Origin of the sequence: Acinetobacter sp. A47 (assembly GCF_000805455.1) — a bacterium.
GTDB lineage: Bacteria > Pseudomonadota > Gammaproteobacteria > Pseudomonadales > Moraxellaceae > Acinetobacter.
On record NZ_JSUS01000001.1, the window covers coordinates 481563 to 505366 of the forward strand.

A 23804-nucleotide genomic window follows, 5' to 3' on the forward strand; every position below is an offset into this window, starting at 1 on the left:
ATTTTAGTTGCGTTACATCCTTGTTCAAACTCGGCAAGCTAAAATCTGATCTACCGGATTTATTGTTATGCAAAATTAATTGGGCGTCAACTTGAATTTGTAACTTTTTCAAGTTAAATTATTTGAAGCTATTTTAGACTTGGGTAAGGGGGGAGTATGTCCAAAAAAAAAGAATTTGAACATGGCGGGGCCAGAGCCAATGCGGGCCGGAAGGCGCAGTTTAGTGAACCCACCAAAGTCATTCGTGTGCCTGAGTCCCAGGTCGATTTTATTAAAAACTGGCTACTCAATAATACCAAGACCGGAACCCGTTCAGATTTGACCCCGACCTTGAAAATACAGAATGTACAGGCCAACCATGAACGACTTTACCACATTCCGCTCGCAACGGAACGCGTCGCAGCGGGTTTTCCATCGCCTGCCCAGGATCATGTCGAGCAAGCGCTGGATTTGAATGAGTATTTAATCCGTAACGAAAACTCGACCTTTATAGTAAAGGCAAATTCACTTTCCATGCTGGATGCAGGTATTGATATTGATGATCCCCTGGTGGTAGATCGCAGTCTGGTCGCCAAATCCGGAGACATTGTGATTGCCCTGATTGATAATGACTTTACGGTAAAACGGCTGATGATCGACTATCAGTTCAATCCACCCAAAGTCTGGCTAAAGGCTGAAAACCCCGATTACCAGAATATTTATATTACAGAAGAGCAGGAGTTACAGATCTGGGGGGTTGTGACTTACAACCTGAAACCGATGAGGTAACCCGATGCGCCTGCCACAACGTATTTTTGCCTTGATTGATGTCAACAACTGTTATGTCAGTTGTGAGCGGGTATTCAATCCAAAGTTAGAAAACCGTCCTGTGGTGGTGTTATCCAATAACGATGGATGTGTGGTATCCCGTTCCTATGAGGCCAAACAGTTGGGAATCCGTATGGCGGTTCCTGTATTTCAGATTGAGGAACTGATCCGGCAATATCAGGTCGCTGTATTTTCAAGTAACTATGCGTTATATGCCGAAATGTCACGCCGTTTCATGAACATCCTGGCCAGCTTTGTAGAACCCTGTGAACAGGAGGTCTACTCCATTGACGAATGTTTTTTAGAGTTAACCGCTTATCAGCAAAGCTACGATTTAACTGAATATGCCCGGCAAATTCTGGATACCGTGAAGGCATGGCTGGGACTGCCTTGCTGTATCGGTATTGGTTACTCCAAAACTCAGGCCAAACTGGCCAATAATCTGGCCAAGACCCATGCCAGTTTTCAGGGAATATGCAATCTCATCGCGGAAGATCCATGCGTGATTGAAGATTTACTGGAAAATATGCCGGTGGGTGAGGTTTGGGGAGTAGGACGCAAGATTCGACAACGTCTGGAACAGATGCATATACACTCGGTCATGGACCTGTTACAGGCCGACCCGAAAATGATCGGAAAATATTTTTCAGTGGTTATGGAAAATACCGTAAAAGAATTGCGCGGCATGGCCTGTCTTGAAATCGAAGATGTTGTGCCGGACCGCCAGCAAGTTTTAAGTAGCCGTTCCTTTGGGCAGCCGATTCAGGATAAGGACCACCTAAGTGAAGCTTTAACCGAATTTACTTTACGTGCTGTAGAGCGACTCCGCAAACAGAAGCTGCTTTGTAAAGCGGTCGGGGTAAGTATCCGGACTAACCGTTTTAATAAAGAAAATTACTATCGGCCCTTCACTGTGGTATATCTGGCCGATTATAGCGATGACCGGCTACAGATCATGAAGGCTGTACTTCAGGGGCTGGACCGCATTTATCAGGACGGTCACCGTTATAAAAAAGCAGAAGTCATCTTGCTGGATGTCATTCCGCAACAGCGTCATGTGGTGGATTTGTTCCACAATACCGATGAGCTTATTGCCCGTCGTGAACTTTCACTGGCTTTTGATGAAATCAACAAGAAATTCGGGCGCGATAGCATGACTTTAGCTCGCCTGATTACACCGCATGGACGGTCATGGAGCATGATCCAGAACCATAAATCTCCCAGTTACCTCACCAAATGGGAAGACCTGCTCAGGGTGATTTGAAGCACTTGCCTGTAAACTATTAAGCAAAGCTGTTCTGGCTGGCAAGCTCGTTTTATACAGGCTGATGCAGGTCACAACGTTAATGTTTTAGTTGGGGTGCCAGCGTTGCCACCAACTGGTCAATTGCCAGACGGGTCTTTAACGGCATGTAAGGTAAAGCCGGCCAGATGACATGGATCGGAAAGTCTACACTGGAAAACCTTGCCAGTACCTGTACCAATACGCCTGACCGTAATTCATGATGAATCAGCCAGTCCGGCAGCCAGGCGATACCCTGATGCATTAATACGGCATTCTTGATGGCCTGCATATCATTCATCATCAATTTTGCCTTGGGCTTGATGGCATATTGCTGATGCGCCTCATCCTGTAACTGCCACTTGGGGAGCTGTCCCGAATAGGGATAGGAAATGGTGGTGTGCTGCTGTAAATCTTCCAGACTGTTGATGGGGGGCGACTTGCGCAGATACTCGGGCGTGGCGCAGAGTAGCATCCGGTGTACCCCCAGTTTTCTGGCTACCAGATGATGACTGTCGGGTAAATTGCCAATCCGGATGGCCAGATCAAAACCATCTTCAACTAAATCGACAGTACGATCATTAAAGGACAGTTCAACCTGTAAACCAGCATGCTGTTGGGCAAATTCAACCATGAGCGGGGCAACATAAAGCTGTCCAAACAGGGCCGGGGCCGAGATTCTGAGTAGTCCGGTGGCACTGATTTTACCTTGATCAAGCAAGGTTTCAGCACGATGAATCTCGGCAATTGCACGCTGGCTATGTTCATAAAACAGAATCCCTTCTGCGGTAAGGCTAAGGGTGCGGGTGGTACGTTTAAATAAAGTCGCCCCGAGGCGTTCTTCCAGACGGGCAATGTTTTTACTTACGGCAGAGCGGGTGAGATGGAGTTGTTCGGCTGCCTTGGTAAAGCTGCCTGCCTCCACCACTGTCACGAAAATTGAGATCGTATTGAATTCGGTTTGCATTATTGTAGATTTTTTGGAATCAATTGAGAGAAATACTATCACTACTGGTTCCTGAGCGGTAGTAGTAAGATGGCTCCATCAAGAATATGGAGAACAAACATGGCGAAAGTGTTGGTGTTGAAGTCAAGTATTATGGGTGATCACTCACAAACCAGCCGTTTGATCGATGAATTTTTAAAACAGCGTGTGGAAAATGGCATACAGGATGAGATCATCGTCCGTGATTTGACCACATTAAACCTGCCAGTACTGGATGCCGAGATTTTTCATGCCTTGCGTGGCGCTGACAATGCGAGTGCAACCATCCAGCAGATCGTGCAATTATCCGATGAGCTGATCGCAGAGCTAAAAGCGGCAGACTTATTGTTGATTGGCGCACCAATGTACAACCTGAATGTGCCAACACAGTTGAAAAACTGGTTTGATCTGGTTGCCCGTGCCCGTCATACCTTCCGTTATACCGAAACCTATCCGGAGGGTCTGGTTGAAGGTGTCAAGGCGATTGTCATGAGTAGCCGTGGCGGTATTCACGTGGGACAGCCAACCGATGCAGTCACGCCTTACCTACGTTCGGTATTGGGCTTGATGGGAATCCATGAGGTTAATTTCATCTATGCTGAAGGTCTGGATATCTCTGCATTAAAAGCCGAGGCGTTAAATGAGGCTTACCAGAAAGCGCGCCAGATCGCAGTTTAAATCACTCTCTACCCCTTTGCTGCTTTATGGCAGAATCGGACAATATTCCAACTATTGTCCGATTTTTTTTATTTAAAAAGCCTTCCAGATTTTTTATTGTATTTTGAAATGAGCATGCGAAAAACGCAAAGCCATAACCTGATAAAACCGGAATGAAAAGTCCGGACATGCTTGCTTGCCTGGCAGCTAGGATGTCTGGCTGGCCTGATAAGTGCTGGGCTTTATCCTCCGGTTTGAACTGTTTGGAGGCGTGATTGGACAAAAGGAAGTCATTTAGACCAAGGCAGTTTATGTTAGACTATAGGTCGCGTTACAGGAGCGAAAATCGCTGTAAGTGAAGAGTATGAGTAGATAAGATGGTCGGGCAGCAGAGAAACATATTGGCAACTTTGGGAATTGATATCTGGATTCCTCGAGAAGTGGTATGTCAAAAAAATACTGCGCCCAGCTTGTGGCGGGATCAAGTCATTGAAGACATCTCGCAATCTACTGTGCCTGCATTTGAGACTGGAGCGGTTGCTCAGGACGTTCAGGTCAAGGTTGTACCGGCAGCGCCGGTTACAGAAATCATTCCCCCGCCACAGGCCGAAATTGCTGCAAAACCGGCTATTCAGGAAGAAGCGGTTGCGGACAAGGAAACGGTCATTATCACAACCCAGGTTCAGGCATTTGAATTGCAAATGTATGTTCTGGAAAATTGTGCAATTTTACTGGAAAGTAGCCAGCTAGGCGATGCTCAACGCCAGTTGTGGCAAAACATTCAAAAGGCAAAACTGGGGCAATATGCAGAGTTGAAATGGCCATTTCCATTGCCCGCTTTTCAGGAAAGCAGGGGCCTTTCTTCGTATGTTCAGGGCTTTCTGGATGCAACGGCCACCAACAAAAAAATATTATGCTTAGGTCAACTGGACTTTATTCAGCATTCTAATATATTACATTTGGCAAGTTTGGACGAAATGCTGGCCCAACCTTTGTTAAAAAGAAGATTGTGGCAGCTCATGCAATAAAGAACGGAATTGAATCATGAAGAAAGTCGTTGTATTTAGCCAGATTGATCAGGATATTATCGCACGGTTGCAACAAGATTATCAGGTGGTGGTACTGCATCCCAAGCTGGGCGATATCAATGAGCAGATCCGGACTGAAGTCGTAGATGCCGATGCCATGATCGGGGCGGGGCGCTTACTCAATGAAAGTAATCTGGCGCCTGCACAAAAGCTCAAGGTGATTTCTTCGGTATCGGTGGGCTATGACAATTACGATGTCAATTATCTGAACCAGAGAAAAATCTGGCTGGCCAATACACCGCATGTATTGACAGAAACAACGGCCGATCTCGCTTTTACTTTATTGCTCAGCGCGGCACGACAAATTCCATATCTGGATGCATGGACCAAACAGGGTCAATGGAAACGTACTGTATCAACTGAACAGTTTGGTGTTGATGTATTTGGTAAAACCCTGGGAATTATTGGCCTGGGCAATATTGGTGCTGCCATTGCCCGTCGCGGTTTTCATGGTTTCAATATGAATATTCTGTACCATAATCGCCGTGAAAAAATTGAAGTGGCGCAGGCATTCAATGCCCAGTATCGCGAACTAGACCAGTTATTACAACAGTCTGATTTTGTGGTGGTTGCGGTTGATTTAAATACCGAATCCAAGGCACTGATTGGTGCAGAACAGTTCGATTTAATGCAAAAACATGCGGTATTTGTCAATATTGCCCGTGGTTCGGTGGTTGATGAACAAGCACTGATTGCAGCCTTACAGCAAAACAAAATCTTTGCAGCAGGTCTGGATGTTTATACCAAAGAACCTTTGCAGAGTTCCCCTTTATTTGAATTGCCAAATGCAGTGACTGTCCCGCATCTGGGCTCGGCAACTGCCGAAACACGTAAGAAAATGGTCAATCTGGCTTATCAGAATCTGGTAGATGCACTGCAAGACCGGACACCGCGTTATCTGGTCAATCCAAAGTTTGAATAATTGCTTACAATGCAGCACATGTGATCGCTGGATTATTGTACGGGCTGATCTTTCTAAACGGATGGATATTGCTACACTTGCGCCCTTTGTGACTTCGTCTTGGGGCGTCTGGTGTTTGAGAAATTAGCTGAACAAAGTTTAGGTTTAATGGGCTGGGAAATTGACAATCACTGGGATCTGGAGATTGATCAATGTGTCATGATTGCCGCCCCGCACACCAGCAACTGGGATGCACTTTATGCGCGTCTGGCCTTGAAAGCTTTGGGGGTGAATGTGCGGATCACCATTAAAGACAGTTATATGAAATTTCCCTTCGGACCGTTTGTGCGGGCGATGGGGGGAATCGGGATTGACCGTAGCGTAAAGCAGGCCGGTCAGGAACGTCCAAGCATGGTTCAGCTCATGAGTAACCTGTTTAAGACACATCCCAAACTGGTGATGTTGGTGACCCCTGAAGGAACACGCGCAAAGCAGGAACAGTGGAAGACGGGGTTTTATCATGTGGCGACCACTGCAGGTGTACCGATTGCCTTGGCCTATATGGACTATGCCAGAAAAAAGACCGGTGTGGGAAAAATAATTTATCCGACAGGGGATTATGCAAAAGACATGGCCGAAATCATGGCTTTCTATGCCAAGATTAATGCTAAATTCCCGGAAAAGTTCAGTGTAGACCGGCGTTATATGGCCGCAGAATAAATCGGCTGCTTGCAAAAATCATAAAATAAGGCAGATTTTTTCTGCCTTTTATAACACATTGTTGCAAATTTCTCCTTTTTTCAATGCTATATTAAATTTCTTTATTAAAATCATAGAGAAACCACTTGAGATCGTTGCTGCTTGCATGTGGCTTACTGGCCACAACTCAATTGAGCCATACAGAGGTGTTTTTGCCGACAGTGACGGCCGGGCAGACGGAAGTGCCTGAAATTGGCAGCGGTATCGGTTTGCTCGACCAGCAAAAAGAAAAATTTATTGGGGAAAAGGTGTATCGTGAAGTGCACCGGCAAATGCCAACGGTGCAGGATGCATGGCTGGAGGACCAGTTCTTGCAGGTTTTCTCAGGTATTTTAAGCCAGACCCAGCTAGGACAGCCCATCGGTCTGGTGATTGTCAAAGACCCCCAGATTAATGCTTTTGCCGTACCAGGCGGGCTATTTGCCCTGAATACAGGCCTGATTACTTCTGCCAAAAATATGGACGAGATTGCTGGCGTGATGGCGCACGAGATTGCGCACGTGGCGCAGCGACATTACAGCCGTTCTCAAGAAGCCTTCAAAGGTCAGGGTTTGCTGGCATTGGCCGGGATTATTGTGGGTGCAGCGATTGCCTCGCAGGCAGATGGCAGTGCCGGTTCGGCAGTCATGTTGGGAACTCAGGCTGCATTGATGGACAAGCAATTGAGTTATAGCCGTAATCAGGAGCGTGAGGCGGACCGGATTGGTATGCAGTTTATGTATGCGGCTGGCTATAATCCGCAAAGCATGGCCGATTACTTTGAGACCATGCATCGTGCGACCAGCCGTGTCAGCTTTTTACCCGACTTCTGGTTTACCCATCCTTTAACGACTGAACGTATGAGCGAAGCGCGGTTACGGGCTAATCAGCTGCCGAAGGTCAGGTCAAAACTGTATGACCTTGATTTTGAAATTTTGAAACTGTATACCGCAGTAGTGTCCAATCAGGCCACAGAAATCCAGTTACAGGCACTGGCCAACCAGAATAACACCGCAGCACAACTTGCACTGAGCAAGTTTTATCTGGAACGCGGAGATTATGGTCAGGCTCAGGAAAATCTGGATCTGGTTAAATCAAGATTAAAAAATCATGTGCTGATTCCTTTGATCCAGACGGATATTTATCTGGGGCAAAATAAAATAGAGCAGGCCGGCAACAGTATTGCTGCAGTGCAAAGAACCATGCCTGAAAACCGGGCCTTGTCGTATAAACTGGCAGAAGTGTTGATTCGACAAGGCCAGATTGCACAGGCACAAAGTCTGGTACAACGTTTTATCCATAAAAACCAGCGAGATATTGAAGGCTGGCAATTATTGCAACGTGCAACCAATCTGGATAAAAGCTCATCTCTGCAAGCAATTAATGTGCTATGTTACCGAGCAGAAGCCGAGTACTGGTCAGGTTATGAAGAAAACGCGATCAAGTCGATGCTGCATGCCCAGCGCTTGGCAAAAGGTAATCTGGCCATGTCGGCCAAAATCGATTCACGTCTCAAACAAATGCAGGATGACCGTCGCATGAAAATCTGAGCCGGTTAAATAAGGACAATAATATGATCAAAGGACAATGCCTGTGCGGCGCTGTGCAGTATCAATATCATGGGGAAATTGAAAACAGTATTTTATGCTACTGCTCGCATTGCCAGCAGGCACAAGGGACGATTGCCGGATGGAATAGTCCACTGGAGCAAAGCAAATTTGAGCTGATTGCCGGACATGCGCAGCTAAAAGAATATTTTCATACACCCGACAAGGCCCGGGTGTTTTGTCAAAACTGTGCCAGTCCGCTGTATTCTTATCGTATTGATTTGCCAAATGTCATTCGTTTACGTCTAGGTACAGTGACAGAAGGTAATCTGCCTGCGCCGAAACAGGAATTTTTTCTTGAGCATAAACCAAATTTTATTGAATTAAGATAAGATGGCCAGCGTAAGCAATGGCCGAGAAGTTAGAACGTCTATGAAGCAGATTTTAGTTTTTATGTTTGCAATAAGCAGTGTGGGGATCAGTTCGGCGGCATCGATTGAGCAATATGTAAATGCAGTCGATAAAATTCGTGGTGTATATGCCCGGGAGATCCGTGGCTTTCTACGCAGTCTCAATCCGCAAACGTCACAATTTACCCCTGAACAGCAGGCCAAATATTGCCAGATTAATCAGCGTTATATTCAGGATATGGCTGATGCAATTGAACGCAACCGTACTTCCTTGCCGCCGCAATATGCCAGTATGACCAGACAGGACTTAATCAAACAGGTGACAGATTCAAAAGAAATGCAAATGCTTGCAAAATATAATGTTCAGTGTGATTTTAAATAAAGCGGGGGGATTGGGTTCATTATTGAAATGAATCCAGTCTGAAACAGAGTAGTGGGGATACAGTTGGTTAAGCAGATTAGCTTAATTTGGCTTTAATTTTGGCAGATACTTGTGCAGGATCGGCACGCCCGGCTATGATCGGACGTAGAGAATTCATCACCTTACCCATATCTTTCATGCTAGTAGCTTCTTGAGCAGCAATCGTTTGCTCAATGATAGAATCAAGCTCTTCCTCAGTCATAGCTTCTGGTAGAAATTGAGAAATAACGTCAACTTCGGCTTGTTCTTTACTAGCTAAATCATCACGACCAGCGCCCTGAAAGGCTTTGATCGATTCTTTACGTTGTTTAATTTGCTTTTCAATGACCGCAAGAACCTGAGCATCGTCAAGCTCTATGCGCTCATCGACTTCGATTTGCTTAATTGCTGCCTGTACACCACGAATCACCGTTACTGTCGCCATATCTTTGGCGCGCATTGCATTTTTTAATACGTCAGTAATCTGGTTTTTTAAAGTATTCATAGTCTTCAGCAGTCAATCACAAATTAATTAGTAAAGGCGAGTAGTACGTACAGATTCGCGAGTCAATTTCTTTTGATAACGCTTAACTGCAGCAGCTTTTTTACGCTTACGTTCTTGAGTTGGTTTCTCATAGAATTCGCGCTTACGAACGTCAGCTAAAACACCCGCTTTTTCGCATGAACGTTTGAAACGACGGATAGCTACGTCTACTGGTTCGCCTTCTTTCAACTTAACTTGTGGCATGTAAAATCCTCTAAGATGATGGATAAGATCTAACGCACTATGCACTAGATCGCAAGTGAAGGTCAGTATTTTACTCATTTACAACTCAGATCACAAGTCTATAATAGCCTGGATATTATTTTTGATCGTAGTAAAGGCAGTTTAATGATTGTTTTGGGCTTGGAAACTTCGTGTGATGAAACTGGGTTAGCACTCTATGATAGCGAGCTCGGCTTACGTGGACAGGTTCTCTATAGCCAGATCAAACTGCATGCAGAATATGGTGGCGTGGTGCCGGAGCTGGCCTCGCGTGACCATGTCCGTAAAATGATTCCCTTGATGAATCAGTTGCTTGAGCAAAGTGGCGTTAAAAAGCAAGAGATTGATGCAGTGGCTTATACCCGGGGTCCGGGGCTGATGGGTGCACTCATGACAGGTGCATTATTTGGCCGTAGTCTGGCCTTTGCACTGAACAAGCCAGCCATTGGGGTACATCATATGGAAGGCCATATGCTTGCACCATTACTTTCAGAAACTCCACCGGAATTTCCGTTTGTCGCATTACTGGTCTCTGGCGGTCATACCCAATTAATGGCGGCTTATGGTATTGGTCAGTACGAGCTGCTAGGCGAGTCGATTGACGATGCAGCGGGTGAGGCCTTTGATAAGGTCGCCAAAATGATGAAACTGCCTTATCCGGGTGGGCCAAATATTGCGAAACTGGCTTTACAGGGCGATGCCCAGGCATTTGAATTTCCACGTCCAATGTTGCATCAGGGGCTGGATTTTTCGTTTAGCGGCCTTAAAACGGCGGTTTCGGTACAGTTGAAAAAGCTGGCTGAAGAAAATCGTGATGCAGATGTTGCTGCTTCTTTCCAGGAAGCGATCGTTGATACACTGGTAAAAAAATCGGTAAAGGCTTTAAAGCAGACCGGTTTAAAACGTCTGGTCATTGCAGGCGGGGTCAGTGCCAACGTTCGTTTGCGTGAGCAGCTGGAAGTTTCACTGAAAAAAATTAAAGCACAGGTGTACTATGCCGAACCTGCTTTATGTACTGACAATGGTGCCATGATTGCCTTTGCTGGCTATCAGCGTTTAAAGGCAGGACAACAGGACGGTCTGGCGGTCACCACCACACCTCGCTGGCCGATGACCGAGTTAAAGCCGACCTGAAGACAGTTTCTCTTTTTATCACGGCCAGGCTGCGGGGCAGTCTGGCGCTTTCCTATTTTTAAAAAATCAGATCATTGACAGATATACAGGGTGCCGGTGACAAACCAGTGCTCGTGTTAAGGCATTGAATATATTATTTATTTGAATGAGCTAAAACTCATTGTGGAGTACAAAAGTTGAAAATTTCTTATATTTTTACATGTGGCCGGTTAGAGTCTTTATTTAAGATTCTATGCCTCACTCAAAAAGGTGAGGACAAGGTGGCAGCAAAAGAAAAAATCGTCGAGCAATATAGAAAAGACATCGCGTTAGGGCGACCATTTGAAGAAACCGAACTTTATCAATTGATTGAACAAAGCGAAGAAAAAATTATTGTCAATCGCCTGAATAATATCCTGCGTGATAAACCAGCACAGCAAAAGAGCAGCTTTGATGCAGACGAATACAAGACTGGTGCCTGGTCTGAGTTTAATGACTATAAGCTGGCAGTACGCTTTTCAAATGCAAAAACCGAGTTAAGTGAAAAGCACTTTGCAAAAACAGGCGAGTATATGACCAGCCGTGGTATTGCCAAGCTGACGGGCTTTAACCCGACCAACATTAAAAATATGCTCAATCATAAAAGAACTGTAGTCAGAAAAATGCTAACCACTTTAGAAAAGTTGGCAAAAGAATATTAATATTTAAATCTGGTGATGGATGCAGAAAAGGTCTTTTCTGCATTTATCATCGTGATGGTTTGTGATTGTTCTGGAACACCGGTTCATATTCTCAATAATAAATCATTTTATAAAAAAGGAAGGAAAAATGTGGGTCGTTAAGGCTGCAACAATATTGGCATGGTTAGGTATCATTGTTATTGCTGCAGCAACACTATTTTCTATTTATGTTTTAAGTACTCCGTGTCGTTTTGACCAGATTTGTGAAATGCCACCGATCCATTTATTCTTTTTCATGGCGTTGATCATCTCGGTAATCTGTAATTTCATCGGTATCATGCTGGCGGCAATTGCCATGGGCGACGAGCCCCCGGTAAAAGAGTCGGCAAAAATCGCCCTGTTCTTCAATGGCAAGATGATTGTATTCAGTCTGGTATGTGCCATCTTCCTGCTATTGATGTTTATGAGCTAGAAGGTCATCTTAATCGTGGTTGCTAACGGTCTGGTTTAGACAGCACAGCCAGGCATACAAAAATCAGAGCCATGCCGAGCCAGCCAATTGCGGCCAGTTGTTCACCGACCAGCAACACGGCAAACAGTGCTGCCACCAGAGGCTCAAATAACGTGAGCGTGGTTGCAGTGCTGGCCGAAATGGTTTTTAAGGCATAACCAAACAGCAAATAGCCAAGGAACATCGGGATGAGCATCATATAACCCACCACATACAGGTTTACGGGCTCATCAAACAGGTTTGTACCGGTGAAGAATAAGGTCGGTAACAAAATCAAGGCACCAAACCCGAAAATTAGTCCCATAGAAGCTTTGGAGTCGACACCCCGGTCAATCATTTTCTTGGCGGCCCAGGAATAAAGAGAGTAGCTAAGTGCAGCGACCAGCCCGAGTATAATGCCAACGGTTTTCTGATCATGAGAAAGCTGCTGCATATTTCCTTGGGAATGTGACTCGCCCAAGGACAGGAGCAGTACTCCGGCCACACCAAAGATAAAGCTGATAAACCACTTTAATGAAAGCGCTTTTTTATCAAAAAACTTTTCCAGTAATGCGCTAAACAGGGGAGCCGAACCAATCGAGACCACCGTACCGATCGTGATGCCTGCCATACGCATAGAGGAATAGAAGGCAAGTGGATAAATAGCAACCGAGACCATGCCGATCAGCAGCAACGGATAATAAGCGCGGATTTGTGGCAAATGGCTACGGATATTTTTATGTGCCAAGAGGGCTTGTAATAATCCGCCACCGCCCATGGCGATTGCACCGATTGCTAAAGGGCTTAAATTGGGTGCATAGGACGCGGCAGTGCCTGTAGTTCCCCATAAAATAGAAGCCACCAAAACTGCAATAAAACCATAATAGGCTTTGATATTGATTGAACTGTTCAAGGTGAAATCTCTTGTTCTAATAAGCGCCGGGCCATGTGTCTGGCAGCAAATACTTTGTCACTCGAGCTTTCCAGTCCAGCACGGGCAATCGATCCTTCTAAAATAAAAGAAAGGTGCAGTGCCAGTTCCTTTACGCGTTCAGGATCATGGATAAACTGACTTAAATGTCCGGCTACAATCGCTTCGATTTCATCTTTATGTTTTTTGACGGCTAAGCGTTCAGGACTATGCGCAGGAAATTCTGCTGCCGCATTAAGCAGGCCACAGCCACGAAAACCTTTTTCATAGGCAAACTCGGCGTGGTCCTGATAGGCATCAAATACTGCCATTATGCCGTCTAGAGGTGTTTTTACCTGCATTTTTCTTTTTTCATACAAGTCGAGCCATTCCTGATGCCGTGCTTCGATATAGCAAGTGACAAGGTCTGACTTGGTTGCAAAGTTATTATACAAAGACATTTTGGCAACATTGGCTTTCTCGGTAATGCTGTTAATACCCGTGTTGCTGATGCCATCGTTATAAAACAAGCTTGACGCTGCATCCAGGATTTTTTGTTTTGCTGATTTTGAACTCATAATCGAATTTATTTATGTATACCGACCTACCTAATATTAGGGGGAAACTTTGGGTTTGGCAAGTATGAGTTGAACACTCACGATCATATTTTTTAGCGGCATAGTACCCAGATACAGGGTAAACATAAGCCTTCAAATTATTTTAAAGGCCTATTTGCAGCTACACTTAAATGGATTTATGCCTTAAATGCGTTCTGGTTTTCGACATCTATATATTCGATATAACCACGACCTTGAACGGAGGCATTTAAATATTCCCCTGTAAATGTGTAGGCACTGGCATAACCGACACCATGACCATAACGGAACGGGCTGTCGACTTCAGCACTAAGCTCCAGCACGTTCTGATCAGCATCGTTTTTAACCGACCAGATAAATTGCTGCGGTAGACGCATATATTTACCGCTTGGTGAAACATGGGGTTCGGGCTGATAGCGGGTGACCTTAAACTCGACATTGGTATAGATTTCAGCAGGACGGTCGGTATGGCGGACATGCAGGCTATAGGCCGCTGGCTGACCCAGAATATCGGCTTTGGTCAACAGTAATTGCGTGGTCTCGTTCAGGTTAATAATCTGGTAGGTAAAAAAGTCGAGCGGTAATTTATACGATTCGGGCAACAGCTTGCTGACGACCCCGTGTGCACCTGTTGCACGGGCGTATTCATAGGTACACAAACCTTGTGCCGCCGTGGTTTTACCCCGATACTCAAGTTGACCCCTAAAGCTTGCCAATAGACTAAAATGATCATAAATCGGGGTCTTGATAAACCATGAAACCTGATCGGTGACATCTAAATCAAACTCAAACGTCAGTCCATGATAAGCACCTTTCAGGTGAATATTTGGTAGTGTGCCCTGAATTGACACTTCTTCTCCCAGTGCTATCGTCGTACCATCTGCCTGAATATTGGTGTTTTCGGGAATAATGTAGGCCTTTAGCACATACTCATCAATTGCAGCGGTACTGGAAAAGAAGGTGGCACTCTTTCTGGGATGACCTACCGTAATATCGTCATGATCAAATGCCAGTGCACCTGGTGTGCCGAGCAAGATCATGATATTCAGATAACGGTGCGGTTCAGGCAGGAGCGGAAAGAAAACTCCGTAATGCGTCCATGTATAAAATTTTTCTGCGGTACGGGGCCGGATAATCTCCGGTTCGGAAAAAGGGATCGTTGAATACTTGACTGCTTTATCTAAAGTGCTCTGCGCAAGCAACAGGCTTTTGCCCAGGAGCTTGCTGGTCAGCGAAGTCGGTGGCAATTGTTTTTTCATCTCGTTTTCCTAAACTCGGTTTACGCTGGAGAGTAGGTTAGGGAAAACAATTGCCCATGCTAAGCGGAAATGAGGACAAAACCACAGCTTTAGAGGACAACTAACTACTTAACTTTTTAGGTAATTTTTCTAAATTTTGTGAACCAATCCAATGTTTTGAGAACTGGTACGCGGCACGTCCGGAACGCTGTCCACGGGCCTGACACCATTTTAAACTTTCAGCCCGGACCAGCTCGTTATATTCCAGTCCAGCCTTGACAATATAGTGCTCAACGATTTGCAGATAAAGCTGCTGATCCATAGGATAGAATGAAAGCCATAGTCCAAAGCGATCCGAGAGTGAGATTTTCTCTTCAATGGCTTCTTGTGGATGCAGTTCTGTATATTGGGGTACATCGACTTTACGCACCGGGGTATTTTCATGCATAAACTCAGGGAGCAAATGACGACGGTTACTGGTGGCATAAATAATAAAATTGCTAGAACCGGACTGGAGTGAACCATCCAGAACGCTTTTTAAACTGCGATAGTTTTCATCTTCAGCGTTAAACGCCAGATCATCACAATAGACAATAAATTTTTCCGGGCGTGTTTCAATCAGCTTTTGAATTTTAGGCAAGTCTGACAGATCATCACGTTCAATCTCGATCAGGCGCAGCCCCTGAGCCGAATATTCGGTAAGCAGGGCGCGTACGATTGAAGATTTCCCGGTGCCACGGGAGCCTGTTAAAAGCACATCATTGGCAGGAAAGCCATTCAGGAATTGTCGTGTGTTGTGGATAATCTTGTCTTTCTGGCGTTCAATCCCTTTTAAATCTTCCAGATACATTTTTTTTGGCTGTTGTATGGCAACCAGCTGCTGGTTTTCCCAGCGAAAAGCAATTGCAGAAAAGTCTGTGGGCTGTTTTGGGGCAGGAAGCACTTGCTGCAGTTGTGTCAGGACATTTGATAAAGACTGGATGATAGATTCAGGTAAATCAAGGATCGCCATACATACAAACCAAACTTAATGATGAATAGCGATACTAACATTGCCGTGACCAAAATAAAGAATATCTCATCAGAAAGATCGAAATAAATCGATTTTACCCTTGATTGTTACAACAGCTTTTTGCATTGTATAGGTGCAAGAATATAAAAAATATACTGAAAATCAGGATCGCGAATGTTCAATAGAGTTCAGGAAAAAAAGAATACATATCAGTCGCATAGGGTTGATGTGTTAAAAGAACACTTACGACACGCAAGTTGTTATGAGGAATGGAAGGAAATTGCCCTAAAGCTGGACGAAGAGTCGGGGCATGAAGCATGGAAATATGACAATGAATCGCCCTATTTTGATGCAGAAATCTTGTCCAAGCGTTATAACCTATTAAAAAAATATCGCACCCAGCACCGGACTCTTGATCTGATCTATGTATTGAGAGAGGGATTGTCCTATGATTTTGCCAATATTGGTCATCCCATGTTATTTGCCGAGACCTGTATCGGCACCAAAAAGATTATTGAAAGCTATGTTGAGGAAATGAGTGACTGTTTCCGCTATCTGGCCTCAAGTGAATGCATTACCTTTCAGCTAAAAGAAAAAATCCAGTTTTTTGAAGACTGCCAGACTGCTTATGGACAGCCAGCCCTGATGTTTTCAGGCGGGGCAACATTAGGGCTGTTTCATACAGGTGTATGTAAAGCGCTGCTAGAACAGGACTTAATGCCCCGGGTATTGTCCGGTTCCAGTGCCGGCGCCATCATGACCGGAATGCTGGGTGTTTCGGCACCAGATCAGGTTCCGGATTTGCTAAAAGGTGAACACTTCTTTAGCGATGCCTTCAAGTTTAGAAAACTGCGTGAGCTGATCAGGGGACATGGCGGATTTGCCGATGTCATGTATTTAAAACAGTTCCTGATGCAAAACCTGGGAGACCTGACCTTTGCCGAGGCTTACCAGCAGTCCGGACGCCATATCAACATCGTGATTGCCCCGTATAATACTGCCCAAAGCCCACGGATCATGAATGCCTTGACTGCACCGAATGTATTGGTCTGGAGCGCGGTTCTGGCATCTTGTGCAGTGCCCGTCCTGTTTCCGCCTGTGCATTTGACCAGTAAGCGTTATGACGGCCAGCATACCCCGTATCTGGCCAATACCAAATGGGTCGATGGCAGTATGCGTAGTGATTTTCCACAGGAAAAAATGGCCCGGCTTTATAACATAAATTACACCATTGCCAGTCAGGTCAACCCACATATTGTGCCCTTCATGCAAAGTGATACTGAACGGTTCCGCCGGGATGTACTGAGCTGGCCTGAACGCATCGTTCGACGTCAGGGTAAAGCGATTGCACTTGAGATGATGGATTTAACCCGTAATTATGTTGGTGGATTCTTTCCGGTTCGCCGTGCGCTGGATCATGGTTATGGAATTTTGGGACAGCGCTATTATGGCGATGTCAATATCATTGCCAAATACGGTTTAAGGCATTACAGCTATATGTTGAAAAATCCACGGCCAAAGCTGTTTAAAATCTTGCAACGGGAAGGCGAGCGTGCAACCTGGCCAAAAATTTCTGCCATTGAAACCCATGCCCGGATTGGTAAAACCATTGAGCATTGTTTAACATCATTGCGAAAGCAGGAAGAAAAGCAGCAGAATGAGTTCTACTACGTGGATCTTTGACCCCGAGATACAACCTGAAAACCTCACTTTAGTGACGAAAGCTAAAAGCTATGCCTTTGGCCGGCGCTTGTATCGCTGCGATATTAATCAGCAGCGTCATTGGCTCAAGTTTCATCAGTTCAATACACAGCCGGACTTGGAGCAGGCATTTCTGCGTGAGCTGGATTTTTATCGGCAGCCAGGCAACGGGCATAGCATTTTATTACCGCATCGGCTGGTTCCAATCCGGCCGTTTAAGCATTTACTGGAGGCCACAGGTGCAGAGATCGGCTTGCTAACGGTCGATGCACCATCCGATTTTTTTCCTCCGCTTAACCATAACCTTGATATCGGGCTGATCCGGCAACAGCTGTTGAAGGCTCTGGATAGCCTGGATGCATTGCATCAGGCTGGCTGGATTCATGGTGATTTGAAGGCCGAGCATTTTCGCTTATATGACGGTAACTGCACACTGATCGACTTTGAACAGTGCCTGAGGATAGGGCAGTCCATTCAGCGTTTAGAGGCTACGCCACGTTATATGGCACCTGAATTATTTCATGGGGCAGGGAAGAGTATCCAGAGTGACTTATATGCCTTTGGGATTATTGTGTATGAATGGTTGAGCCGAAACAGATTGCAGGCCAGAACTTATCATGATTGGGCGCTATTGCACTGCCAGCATTTACAGATTGGGCTTCCTGAGCAGTTGCAAGTTTTTTTGCCCTTACTGCAAGGTTTATTACAGAAACATATCCAGCAACGTTTTCTATCTGTTGCAGCAGTAAAAAACGGTCTAAACAGCACTTTTTCGCTCTAAAAGTAAACATAACACCTTGATTTGAATATTATATGTTCACTTGATAGGTTTTTTCTCAGAAAGACTTGTCATCAGAAATGTTTATCTCTAATATACAAATCCATCGGGGGCGTGGCGAAATTGGTAGACGCACTGGATTTAGGTTCCAGCGCCGCAAGGTGTAAGAGTTCGAGTCTCTTCGCCCCCACCAAATTCAAAAAAGCAAGTTTAACTTGCTTTTTTTTATGATTAAAGGTCGAGATGCCTTAATCATGCGATTATAGAGGATTGGTGTAATGGTAGCATGACGGTCTCCAAAACCGTTCGTCAAGGTTCGAGTCCTTGATCCTCTGCCAAACAAATAAAAGGGCCCTTGTGACAGCAAGGGTTTTTTTATTACCTGCAATTTGGTGGGTTGTACATAAAAAAAGCATTAGATTTCATAGATATGTTTTTTTATAAAAAAGACTTGTCATGAGGAAAGTTTCTCTCTAATATACACACCCATCGGGGGCGTGGCGAAATTGGTAGACGCACTGGATTTAGGTTCCAGCGCCGCAAGGTGTAAGAGTTCGAGTCTCTTCGCCCCCACCAAATTTAAAAAGTGAGTTTATCTTGCTTTTTTATGATTAAAGGTTGAGATACCTTGATCATGCGATTATAGAGGATTGGTGTAATGGTAGCATGACGGTCTCCAAAACCGTTCGTCAAGGTTCGAGTCCTTGATCCTCTGCCAAATAAATAAAAAGGCCCTTGTGAAAACAAGGGCTTTTTTATTGTCCGTAATTTTGTGTATGCCATGTGGTTTTTAGTGGGGAGTGACCACGGTGGGGACGTGCCTGTATAGAAAAACTAAGGCAGCGTCGTTTCAAATATTTTGTATTTCTTTCTTAAGGTTCTCGGTTTGATCATATGGGCCATGAATTCTGCCAAAACTCGTAAATTTTCAGCCAAATAGTTTTCATATTGATATTGTCAATGAATAAAATGACAAAAAACAGTCCATTTTTTGCTTAATTTTAAATTTTTTACAGCAATTAGTTTTTGAATAATAAGAGCATCAGCCTGAAGATGCATTTCTTGATGTTATTCAATCTTGGTTTCAGGTAAATGAAAGTAGTCAAAAAAGACTTGCATGATTAAAGTCAGCCCAGCGTCAATTGGCCGGGCTAGGGAAATTTAATAATTAAGGAATAAGAAATGTTTGGATTATGCATGGTTCGGCAGAGAAACGGTAAACTAGATGAATTTACTCACCCTGCTCATCAAGATTGTACCCGTCCGTTTTTGATCCGGGTAAGCTGAGGGGAATAGCGCATGATGATTATTCGTTATATCCAGCAGAAAGATATTCATGATCTTTACCAACTGGCAAAAAAAGCAGGTTTTGGCCTAACTTCATTGCAACCTGATATGGAAATATTGGCTGCCCGTATCGACCGGGCTGTCAAGACGGTTGAGGGTAAGCTGGATAAGTCAGAGCAAGGTTACCTGTTTGCACTGGAAGATACTGCCCTGAACAAGGTGGTTGGTGTTTGTGGAATTGAGGTCGCACTTGGATTAAAAGAGCCCTGGTATAATTTCCATGTGGGTACCCAGGTCCACTCCTCGGAACCTTTGAATGTTTATAAGGCCCTGCCGACTTTATATCTCAGTAATAACCATACCAACTGTAGTGAACTTTGTACCTTGTTTCTAGATCCGGATTATCGTTTAAACAAGAACGGTAAATTCCTTTCCAAGGTGCGTTTTTTATTCCTGTCAGCCTTTCGTCAATATTTTGAAGAAACGATTGTAGCTGAAATGCGCGGTTTTTCTGATGAGCATGGGCGTTCACCTTTTTGGGATGCAGTAGGGCATAAATTCTTTGATATGGAATTTGCCAAGGCAGATTATCTGAGTGGAACAGGTAAAAAGGTGTTTATCGCAGAATTGATGCCACGACATCCACTATATGTGGATATGTTGCCTGATGAGGCCAAGGCGGTGATTGGAGCAGTACATCCCAACACGGTGCCCGCTTATAATCTCCTGATTGAAGAAGGATTGCGTTATAAGGGCTATGTGGATATCTTTGATGGCGGTGCAACCTTGCAAGCCGATATTGAACACCTGCGCGCAATGAAGGACAGCCATGTGGTGAGGGTAGAGGTGGTGCAGCAGGAAAATATCCCTGTTGCTGATGCGCCGTATATTGTAGCCAATGATGATTATGACCATTACCGTGCCATTCTGGTCTATAGTTCACCTGCACACGATGTTCTGAAACTGAGTGAGGAACAGGCTCATCAGCTGCATGTCAGCGATGGCGATTCAGTCCGGGTGTTGAATATTGAAATTCAAAAAAAATCTTAAAGTGGGTCTGATCCGGCGCTGCAATTAATTCATGTAAAAGTTATGTGAATTATGTGATAATTTCATCAGCAAAAATCTGTTTATAGGAGTAACGATCTTATAAACAGATAGATAACCAGACAAGGCAGGGAACAGCTATTTAAGATCCGGGTGGCTGGTTGCTTGGTTGCCTGTTCAATCGGTAAAGCCGTGATATATCGGCCAAAAATGGCTGGTGAATAAGAAATAAGCCTATAAGCAATAATTGATAAGTGAGGTGAACCGATCAGGAGGATTTTTTTAAGCGCGAATAAGGAAAAACGGAATTTTTATAAACAGGCGGTTTGAAAATATTTTATTTTTATCAATTGCTTATAATGGTTGTTGGAAGTTGGAGTAAGGATTACATGAGTCAGAAGAATAACGAAATGCAACTTCAGGATGGAGTGCAGCAAGGGAGTGGGCAGGAAGAAGAAAAACTGCAACGCTCTTTGACCAATCGGCATATCCAGATGATTGCGATTGGTGGTGCAATTGGTACAGGGTTATTTATGGGCTCTGGCAAGACCTTGAGTGTTTCTGGTACCTCGATTGTTTTAACTTATTTAATTATCGGTTTTTTCTTTTTCTTTGTGATGCGGGCAATGGGAGAGCTATTGCTGGCCAATACAAATTTCAAAACCTTTGCAGACTTTGCAACCGCCTATATAGGCCCCTGGGCCGGATTTTTTCTGGGCTGGTCTTATTGGTGTAACTGGATTATTACCGCGATTGCAGATGTGATCGTCATTGGGGGCTATATGCAGTTCTGGTATCCTGACATACCGGTCTGGATTCCTGCATTTACTTCTCTGGCTATTTTAACCATTCTCAATTTTGTGGCTGTACGAATGTTTGGAGAGCTGGAATTCTGGTTTTCCCTGATCAAGATTTCTGCCATTATTTTATTTATTCTTGCCGGGATTTATCTTATCAGTACAGGCTTTACTTCCCCAAGTGGTGTTAAGGCGTCAATGAGCCACGTGTTTGAAACCCAGTCCATGTTTCCTTATGGTGTCACCGGGTTTTTGGCGGGCTTCCAGATCGCGATTTTTGCCTTTGTCGGGATTGAACTGGTCGGTACGACTGCGGCTGAAACCAAAGATCCACATAAATCCTTACCTAAGGCAATTAACTCCATTCCGTTGCGTATTCTGCTGTTTTATGTCGGGGCGCTGGTCTGTATTATTGCTGTGACGTCGTGGGCAAAAATTTCACCTGAGAAAAGTCCATTTGTTGAAATGTTTTCTTTGATTGGCTTGCCGATTGCAGCAGGTCTGGTCAATTTTGTGGTGGCAACTTCGGCACTTTCTTCTGCCAATAGCGGAATTTTTGCGACCAGCCGTATGCTTTATGGTCTGTCTCTGGACAATGATGCACCGAAAAGCTTTAGCAAACTGTCAAAAAGAAAAGTGCCTATTCGTGGTCTGGTTTTCTCCATGACATGCGTGACTGTCGGGACTTCTATTTTATTTATTGTTCCCAATGTAATGACAGCATTTACAATTATTTCTGCATTAACCTCTATTTTGTGCATTTTTACGTTTATGCTGATTATTCTGTCTTATATCGGTTATCGTAAGAAGTATCCAGAGCTGCACCGGCAGTCCAAGTTTAAAATGCCGGGAGGATTATTTATGGCCTGGTTTACCATGCTATTTCTGGTCTTCACCATTGTTATTTTGGCTTTAGATCACGATACCCTGATCGCACTGGCTGTGTCACCGGTCTGGTTTATCGGATTATTGATTGCATACCGTCGTAAAAAGAAAAAAATGCTGGAGCTTGATCTGTTAAAGACCAGGGCAGTGGATTATGTTTAGCTGATCTGAATGCGCTGCCAACAGTTGTGGCAGAGCTTGAAGCAAAAAAAAGCAGAGCCAAGGCTCTGCTTTTTTCATCATCGGTTTTAGATCTTGCTGATCAAGTCATTGATCTGTTTTGCCTGTTCCGCTGCATTACCTGTATAGGTTGCAGGTGTAAGCTCGGCAAGACGGGTACGTTCGTCTTCTGGAACTTGAGCAAGTTCATCGCCTTTTACGAAGTTGACCATCATGTCGCGTGTCATGGCTTGACCACGAGTTAGGGCTTTTAGTTTCTCGTAAGGCTTTTCAACGTTATAGCGGCGCATCACGGTTTGAATTGGTTCTGCAAGCACTTCTTGCGCCTGGTCTAAATCTTCATTTAAGCGGGCAGCGTTGAGCTCAAGTTTGCCAATTCCTTTCAGGCAGGCATCAAATGCAATCAGGCTTTGTGCAAAACCAACACCCATATTACGCAATACAGTTGAGTCGGTTAAGTCACGTTGCCAGCGGGAAATTGGCAGTTTTTCACCCAGATGACCCAATACTGCATTGGCGATACCCAGGTTGCCTTCAGAGTTTTCAAAATCAATCGGGTTGACTTTGTGTGGCATGGTTGAAGAACCCACTTCGCCTTCTTTCAATTTCTGTTTGAAATAACCGAGAGAGATATAACCCCAAACGTCACGGTTAAAGTCGATCAGAATCGTGTTAAAGCGACGTAATGCATCAAACAATTCAGCCATATAGTCGTGTGGCTCGATTTGCGTGGTGTATGGGTTAAATGCCAAGCCTAAAGACTCAACAAATGCCTGTGCATGTGCAGCCCAGTCGATTTCCGGATAAGCAGAGAGGTGAGCGTTGTAGTTACCGACTGCACCATTGATCTTGCCCAGTAATTCAACATTTTCAAATTGCTTGATCTGACGTGCTAAACGGTAGGCTACGTTCGCCATTTCTTTACCCAAAGTGGTCGGACTTGCTGTTTGACCATGAGTACGAGACAACATTGGTTGTTCAGCATGGGTGGTTGCCAAGGTGGCAATCGCATTGAGAATCTGCTTCATGCTGGAAACTAAAACTTCACGGCCATTTTTAAGCATCAATGCATGAGACAGGTTGTTGATGTCTTCTGATGTACATGCAAAGTGAATAAATTCGCCTGCATTTTTTAATTCATCAATGTTGGCAATTTTTTCTTTAAGGAAGTATTCAACTGCTTTTACATCGTGATTGGTGGTGCGTTCGATTTCCTTAATGCGGTTCGCATCTTCTTCAGAGAAATTTGCCACAATGGCATCCAGCGCAGCATTGGTTGCATCTGAAAATGGCGCAACTTCAATGATTTCTGCACGATTTGCAAGTGCTTGTAACCAACGCACTTCAACCGTAACACGAGCGTGGATTAAACCAAACTCAGACAAAAAAGGGCGTAGGGCATCGCATTTGCTAGCGTAACGTCCATCAAGTGGCGAGAGTGCGGTTAAAGCATTCATACAGATTCCTTAATTTTGGAATAAACATAAAAAATAAAATCGTTGGCACATC

24 protein-coding genes and 4 tRNA genes are annotated in these 23804 nt (G+C 44.5%); 20 read left to right on the forward strand and 8 right to left on the reverse strand.

Features of this window, described 5'->3' with window-relative positions:
* Positions 1-156 precede the first annotated feature (156 nt).
* Both OC23_RS02290 and OC23_RS02295 read left to right on the forward strand, forming a co-directional pair.
* Positions 157-768: a LexA family protein gene (locus OC23_RS02290; protein ID WP_038342462.1), complete on the forward strand. Its 612-nt coding sequence runs from the start codon at positions 157-159 to the stop codon at positions 766-768.
* 4 nt (positions 769-772) lie between these two features.
* Entirely contained in the window at positions 773-2071 is a 1299-nt protein-coding gene (locus OC23_RS02295; protein ID WP_038342463.1) for a Y-family DNA polymerase, read from the forward strand.
* Positions 2072-2150: 79 nt separating this feature from the next.
* Here OC23_RS02295 and OC23_RS02300 read toward each other — a convergent pair whose 3' ends face one another.
* The gene (locus tag OC23_RS02300; RefSeq protein ID WP_038342464.1) at positions 2151-3056 is read right to left on the reverse strand and encodes a LysR family transcriptional regulator; all 906 of its coding nucleotides are present in this window, start codon (positions 3054-3056) and stop codon (positions 2151-2153) included.
* Positions 3057-3155: 99 nt separating this feature from the next.
* Between OC23_RS02300 and OC23_RS02305 the strand changes: the two genes are divergently transcribed.
* From OC23_RS02305 to OC23_RS02340, 7 genes are all read left to right on the forward strand, one after another.
* Complete coding sequence (locus OC23_RS02305) at positions 3156-3752, forward strand: NAD(P)H-dependent oxidoreductase (protein WP_038342466.1); 597 nt, start codon at positions 3156-3158, stop codon at positions 3750-3752.
* A gap of 356 nt (positions 3753-4108) precedes the next feature.
* Positions 4109-4759 carry a hypothetical protein gene (locus tag OC23_RS02315; RefSeq protein ID WP_038342469.1) on the forward strand — a complete coding sequence of 217 codons (651 nt, stop codon included), beginning with the start codon at positions 4109-4111 and terminating at the stop codon, positions 4757-4759.
* A 16-nt stretch (positions 4760-4775) separates the two neighbouring features.
* Complete coding sequence (locus OC23_RS02320) at positions 4776-5741, forward strand: 2-hydroxyacid dehydrogenase (protein ID WP_038342470.1); 966 nt, start codon at positions 4776-4778, stop codon at positions 5739-5741.
* A 111-nt stretch (positions 5742-5852) separates the two neighbouring features.
* Positions 5853-6440 (forward strand): 1-acyl-sn-glycerol-3-phosphate acyltransferase, encoded by a 588-nt coding sequence (locus OC23_RS02325; protein ID WP_038342609.1) that lies wholly within the window; start codon positions 5853-5855, stop codon positions 6438-6440.
* Between the two features lie 155 nt (positions 6441-6595).
* The gene (locus OC23_RS02330; protein WP_413772394.1) at positions 6596-8008 is read left to right on the forward strand and encodes a M48 family metalloprotease; all 1413 of its coding nucleotides are present in this window, start codon (positions 6596-6598) and stop codon (positions 8006-8008) included.
* Between the two features lie 23 nt (positions 8009-8031).
* Positions 8032-8397, forward strand: coding sequence for a GFA family protein (locus tag OC23_RS02335; protein WP_038342472.1), 366 nt, complete (start codon positions 8032-8034; stop codon positions 8395-8397).
* A 40-nt stretch (positions 8398-8437) separates the two neighbouring features.
* Positions 8438-8797, forward strand: coding sequence for a hypothetical protein (locus tag OC23_RS02340; RefSeq protein ID WP_038342473.1), 360 nt, complete (start codon positions 8438-8440; stop codon positions 8795-8797).
* Positions 8798-8873: 76 nt separating this feature from the next.
* Here OC23_RS02340 and OC23_RS02345 read toward each other — a convergent pair whose 3' ends face one another.
* Both OC23_RS02345 and rpsU read right to left on the reverse strand, forming a co-directional pair.
* Complete coding sequence (locus OC23_RS02345) at positions 8874-9320, reverse strand: GatB/YqeY domain-containing protein (protein ID WP_038342474.1); 447 nt, start codon at positions 9318-9320, stop codon at positions 8874-8876.
* A 27-nt stretch (positions 9321-9347) separates the two neighbouring features.
* Positions 9348-9563, reverse strand: coding sequence for a 30S ribosomal protein S21 (gene rpsU / locus OC23_RS02350; RefSeq protein ID WP_004652785.1), 216 nt, complete (start codon positions 9561-9563; stop codon positions 9348-9350).
* A gap of 144 nt (positions 9564-9707) precedes the next feature.
* Between rpsU and tsaD the strand changes: the two genes are divergently transcribed.
* The 3 genes from tsaD to OC23_RS02365 all read left to right on the forward strand — a co-directional run bounded on the left by tsaD (position 9708) and on the right by OC23_RS02365 (position 11846).
* Positions 9708-10715: a tRNA (adenosine(37)-N6)-threonylcarbamoyltransferase complex transferase subunit TsaD gene (tsaD, locus tag OC23_RS02355; RefSeq protein ID WP_038342476.1), complete on the forward strand. Its 1008-nt coding sequence runs from the start codon at positions 9708-9710 to the stop codon at positions 10713-10715.
* Between the two features lie 176 nt (positions 10716-10891).
* On the forward strand, positions 10892-11395 hold the full coding sequence (locus OC23_RS02360; protein ID WP_038342478.1) for a hypothetical protein: 504 nt from the start codon (positions 10892-10894) through the stop codon (positions 11393-11395).
* Positions 11396-11522: 127 nt separating this feature from the next.
* Positions 11523-11846 (forward strand): hypothetical protein, encoded by a 324-nt coding sequence (locus tag OC23_RS02365; RefSeq protein WP_038342479.1) that lies wholly within the window; start codon positions 11523-11525, stop codon positions 11844-11846.
* A gap of 22 nt (positions 11847-11868) precedes the next feature.
* On the opposite strand, the gene OC23_RS02370 is transcribed toward OC23_RS02365, so the two are convergent.
* The 4 genes from OC23_RS02370 to OC23_RS02385 all read right to left on the reverse strand — a co-directional run bounded on the left by OC23_RS02370 (position 11869) and on the right by OC23_RS02385 (position 15620).
* Positions 11869-12777, reverse strand: a complete 909-nt coding sequence (locus tag OC23_RS02370) for a DMT family transporter (protein WP_038342481.1) — start codon at positions 12775-12777, stop codon at positions 11869-11871.
* Entirely contained in the window at positions 12774-13352 is a 579-nt protein-coding gene (locus OC23_RS02375) for a TetR/AcrR family transcriptional regulator (protein WP_038342482.1), read from the reverse strand. Before OC23_RS02375 ends, OC23_RS02370 begins: the two co-directional genes overlap by 4 nt.
* 176 nt (positions 13353-13528) lie before the next feature.
* Positions 13529-14629: a DUF6670 family protein gene (locus tag OC23_RS02380; RefSeq protein WP_038342484.1), complete on the reverse strand. Its 1101-nt coding sequence runs from the start codon at positions 14627-14629 to the stop codon at positions 13529-13531.
* 100 nt (positions 14630-14729) lie between these two features.
* Positions 14730-15620, reverse strand: coding sequence for an ATP-binding protein (locus OC23_RS02385; RefSeq protein ID WP_038342485.1), 891 nt, complete (start codon positions 15618-15620; stop codon positions 14730-14732).
* Positions 15621-15794: 174 nt separating this feature from the next.
* On the opposite strand from OC23_RS02385, the gene OC23_RS02390 reads away from it, so the two are divergent.
* From OC23_RS02390 to OC23_RS02425, 8 genes are all read left to right on the forward strand, one after another.
* Positions 15795-17303 carry a DUF3336 domain-containing protein gene (locus tag OC23_RS02390; protein ID WP_038342486.1) on the forward strand — a complete coding sequence of 503 codons (1509 nt, stop codon included), beginning with the start codon at positions 15795-15797 and terminating at the stop codon, positions 17301-17303.
* The gene (locus OC23_RS02395; RefSeq protein WP_038342488.1) at positions 17278-18102 is read left to right on the forward strand and encodes a protein kinase domain-containing protein; all 825 of its coding nucleotides are present in this window, start codon (positions 17278-17280) and stop codon (positions 18100-18102) included. The genes OC23_RS02390 and OC23_RS02395 overlap by 26 nt, the downstream gene beginning before the upstream one ends.
* Positions 18103-18207: 105 nt before the next feature.
* Positions 18208-18292 (forward strand) — tRNA-Leu (locus OC23_RS02400).
* A 71-nt stretch (positions 18293-18363) separates the two neighbouring features.
* Positions 18364-18437: transfer RNA gene (locus tag OC23_RS02405), tRNA-Trp, on the forward strand.
* A 153-nt stretch (positions 18438-18590) separates the two neighbouring features.
* Positions 18591-18675, forward strand: a tRNA-Leu gene (locus OC23_RS02410).
* A 68-nt stretch (positions 18676-18743) separates the two neighbouring features.
* A tRNA-Trp gene (locus tag OC23_RS02415) sits at positions 18744-18817 on the forward strand.
* Between the two features lie 581 nt (positions 18818-19398).
* Positions 19399-20436: an arginine N-succinyltransferase gene (astA, locus tag OC23_RS02420; protein ID WP_038342489.1), complete on the forward strand. Its 1038-nt coding sequence runs from the start codon at positions 19399-19401 to the stop codon at positions 20434-20436.
* Positions 20437-20822: 386 nt separating this feature from the next.
* On the forward strand, positions 20823-22277 hold the full coding sequence (locus OC23_RS02425) for an amino acid permease (protein WP_038342490.1): 1455 nt from the start codon (positions 20823-20825) through the stop codon (positions 22275-22277).
* Between the two features lie 86 nt (positions 22278-22363).
* Here the strand turns inward: OC23_RS02425 and purB are convergent, their stop codons facing one another.
* Complete coding sequence (gene purB / locus OC23_RS02430; protein ID WP_038342492.1) at positions 22364-23752, reverse strand: adenylosuccinate lyase; 1389 nt, start codon at positions 23750-23752, stop codon at positions 22364-22366.
* Between the last annotated feature and the right edge of the window lie 52 nt (positions 23753-23804).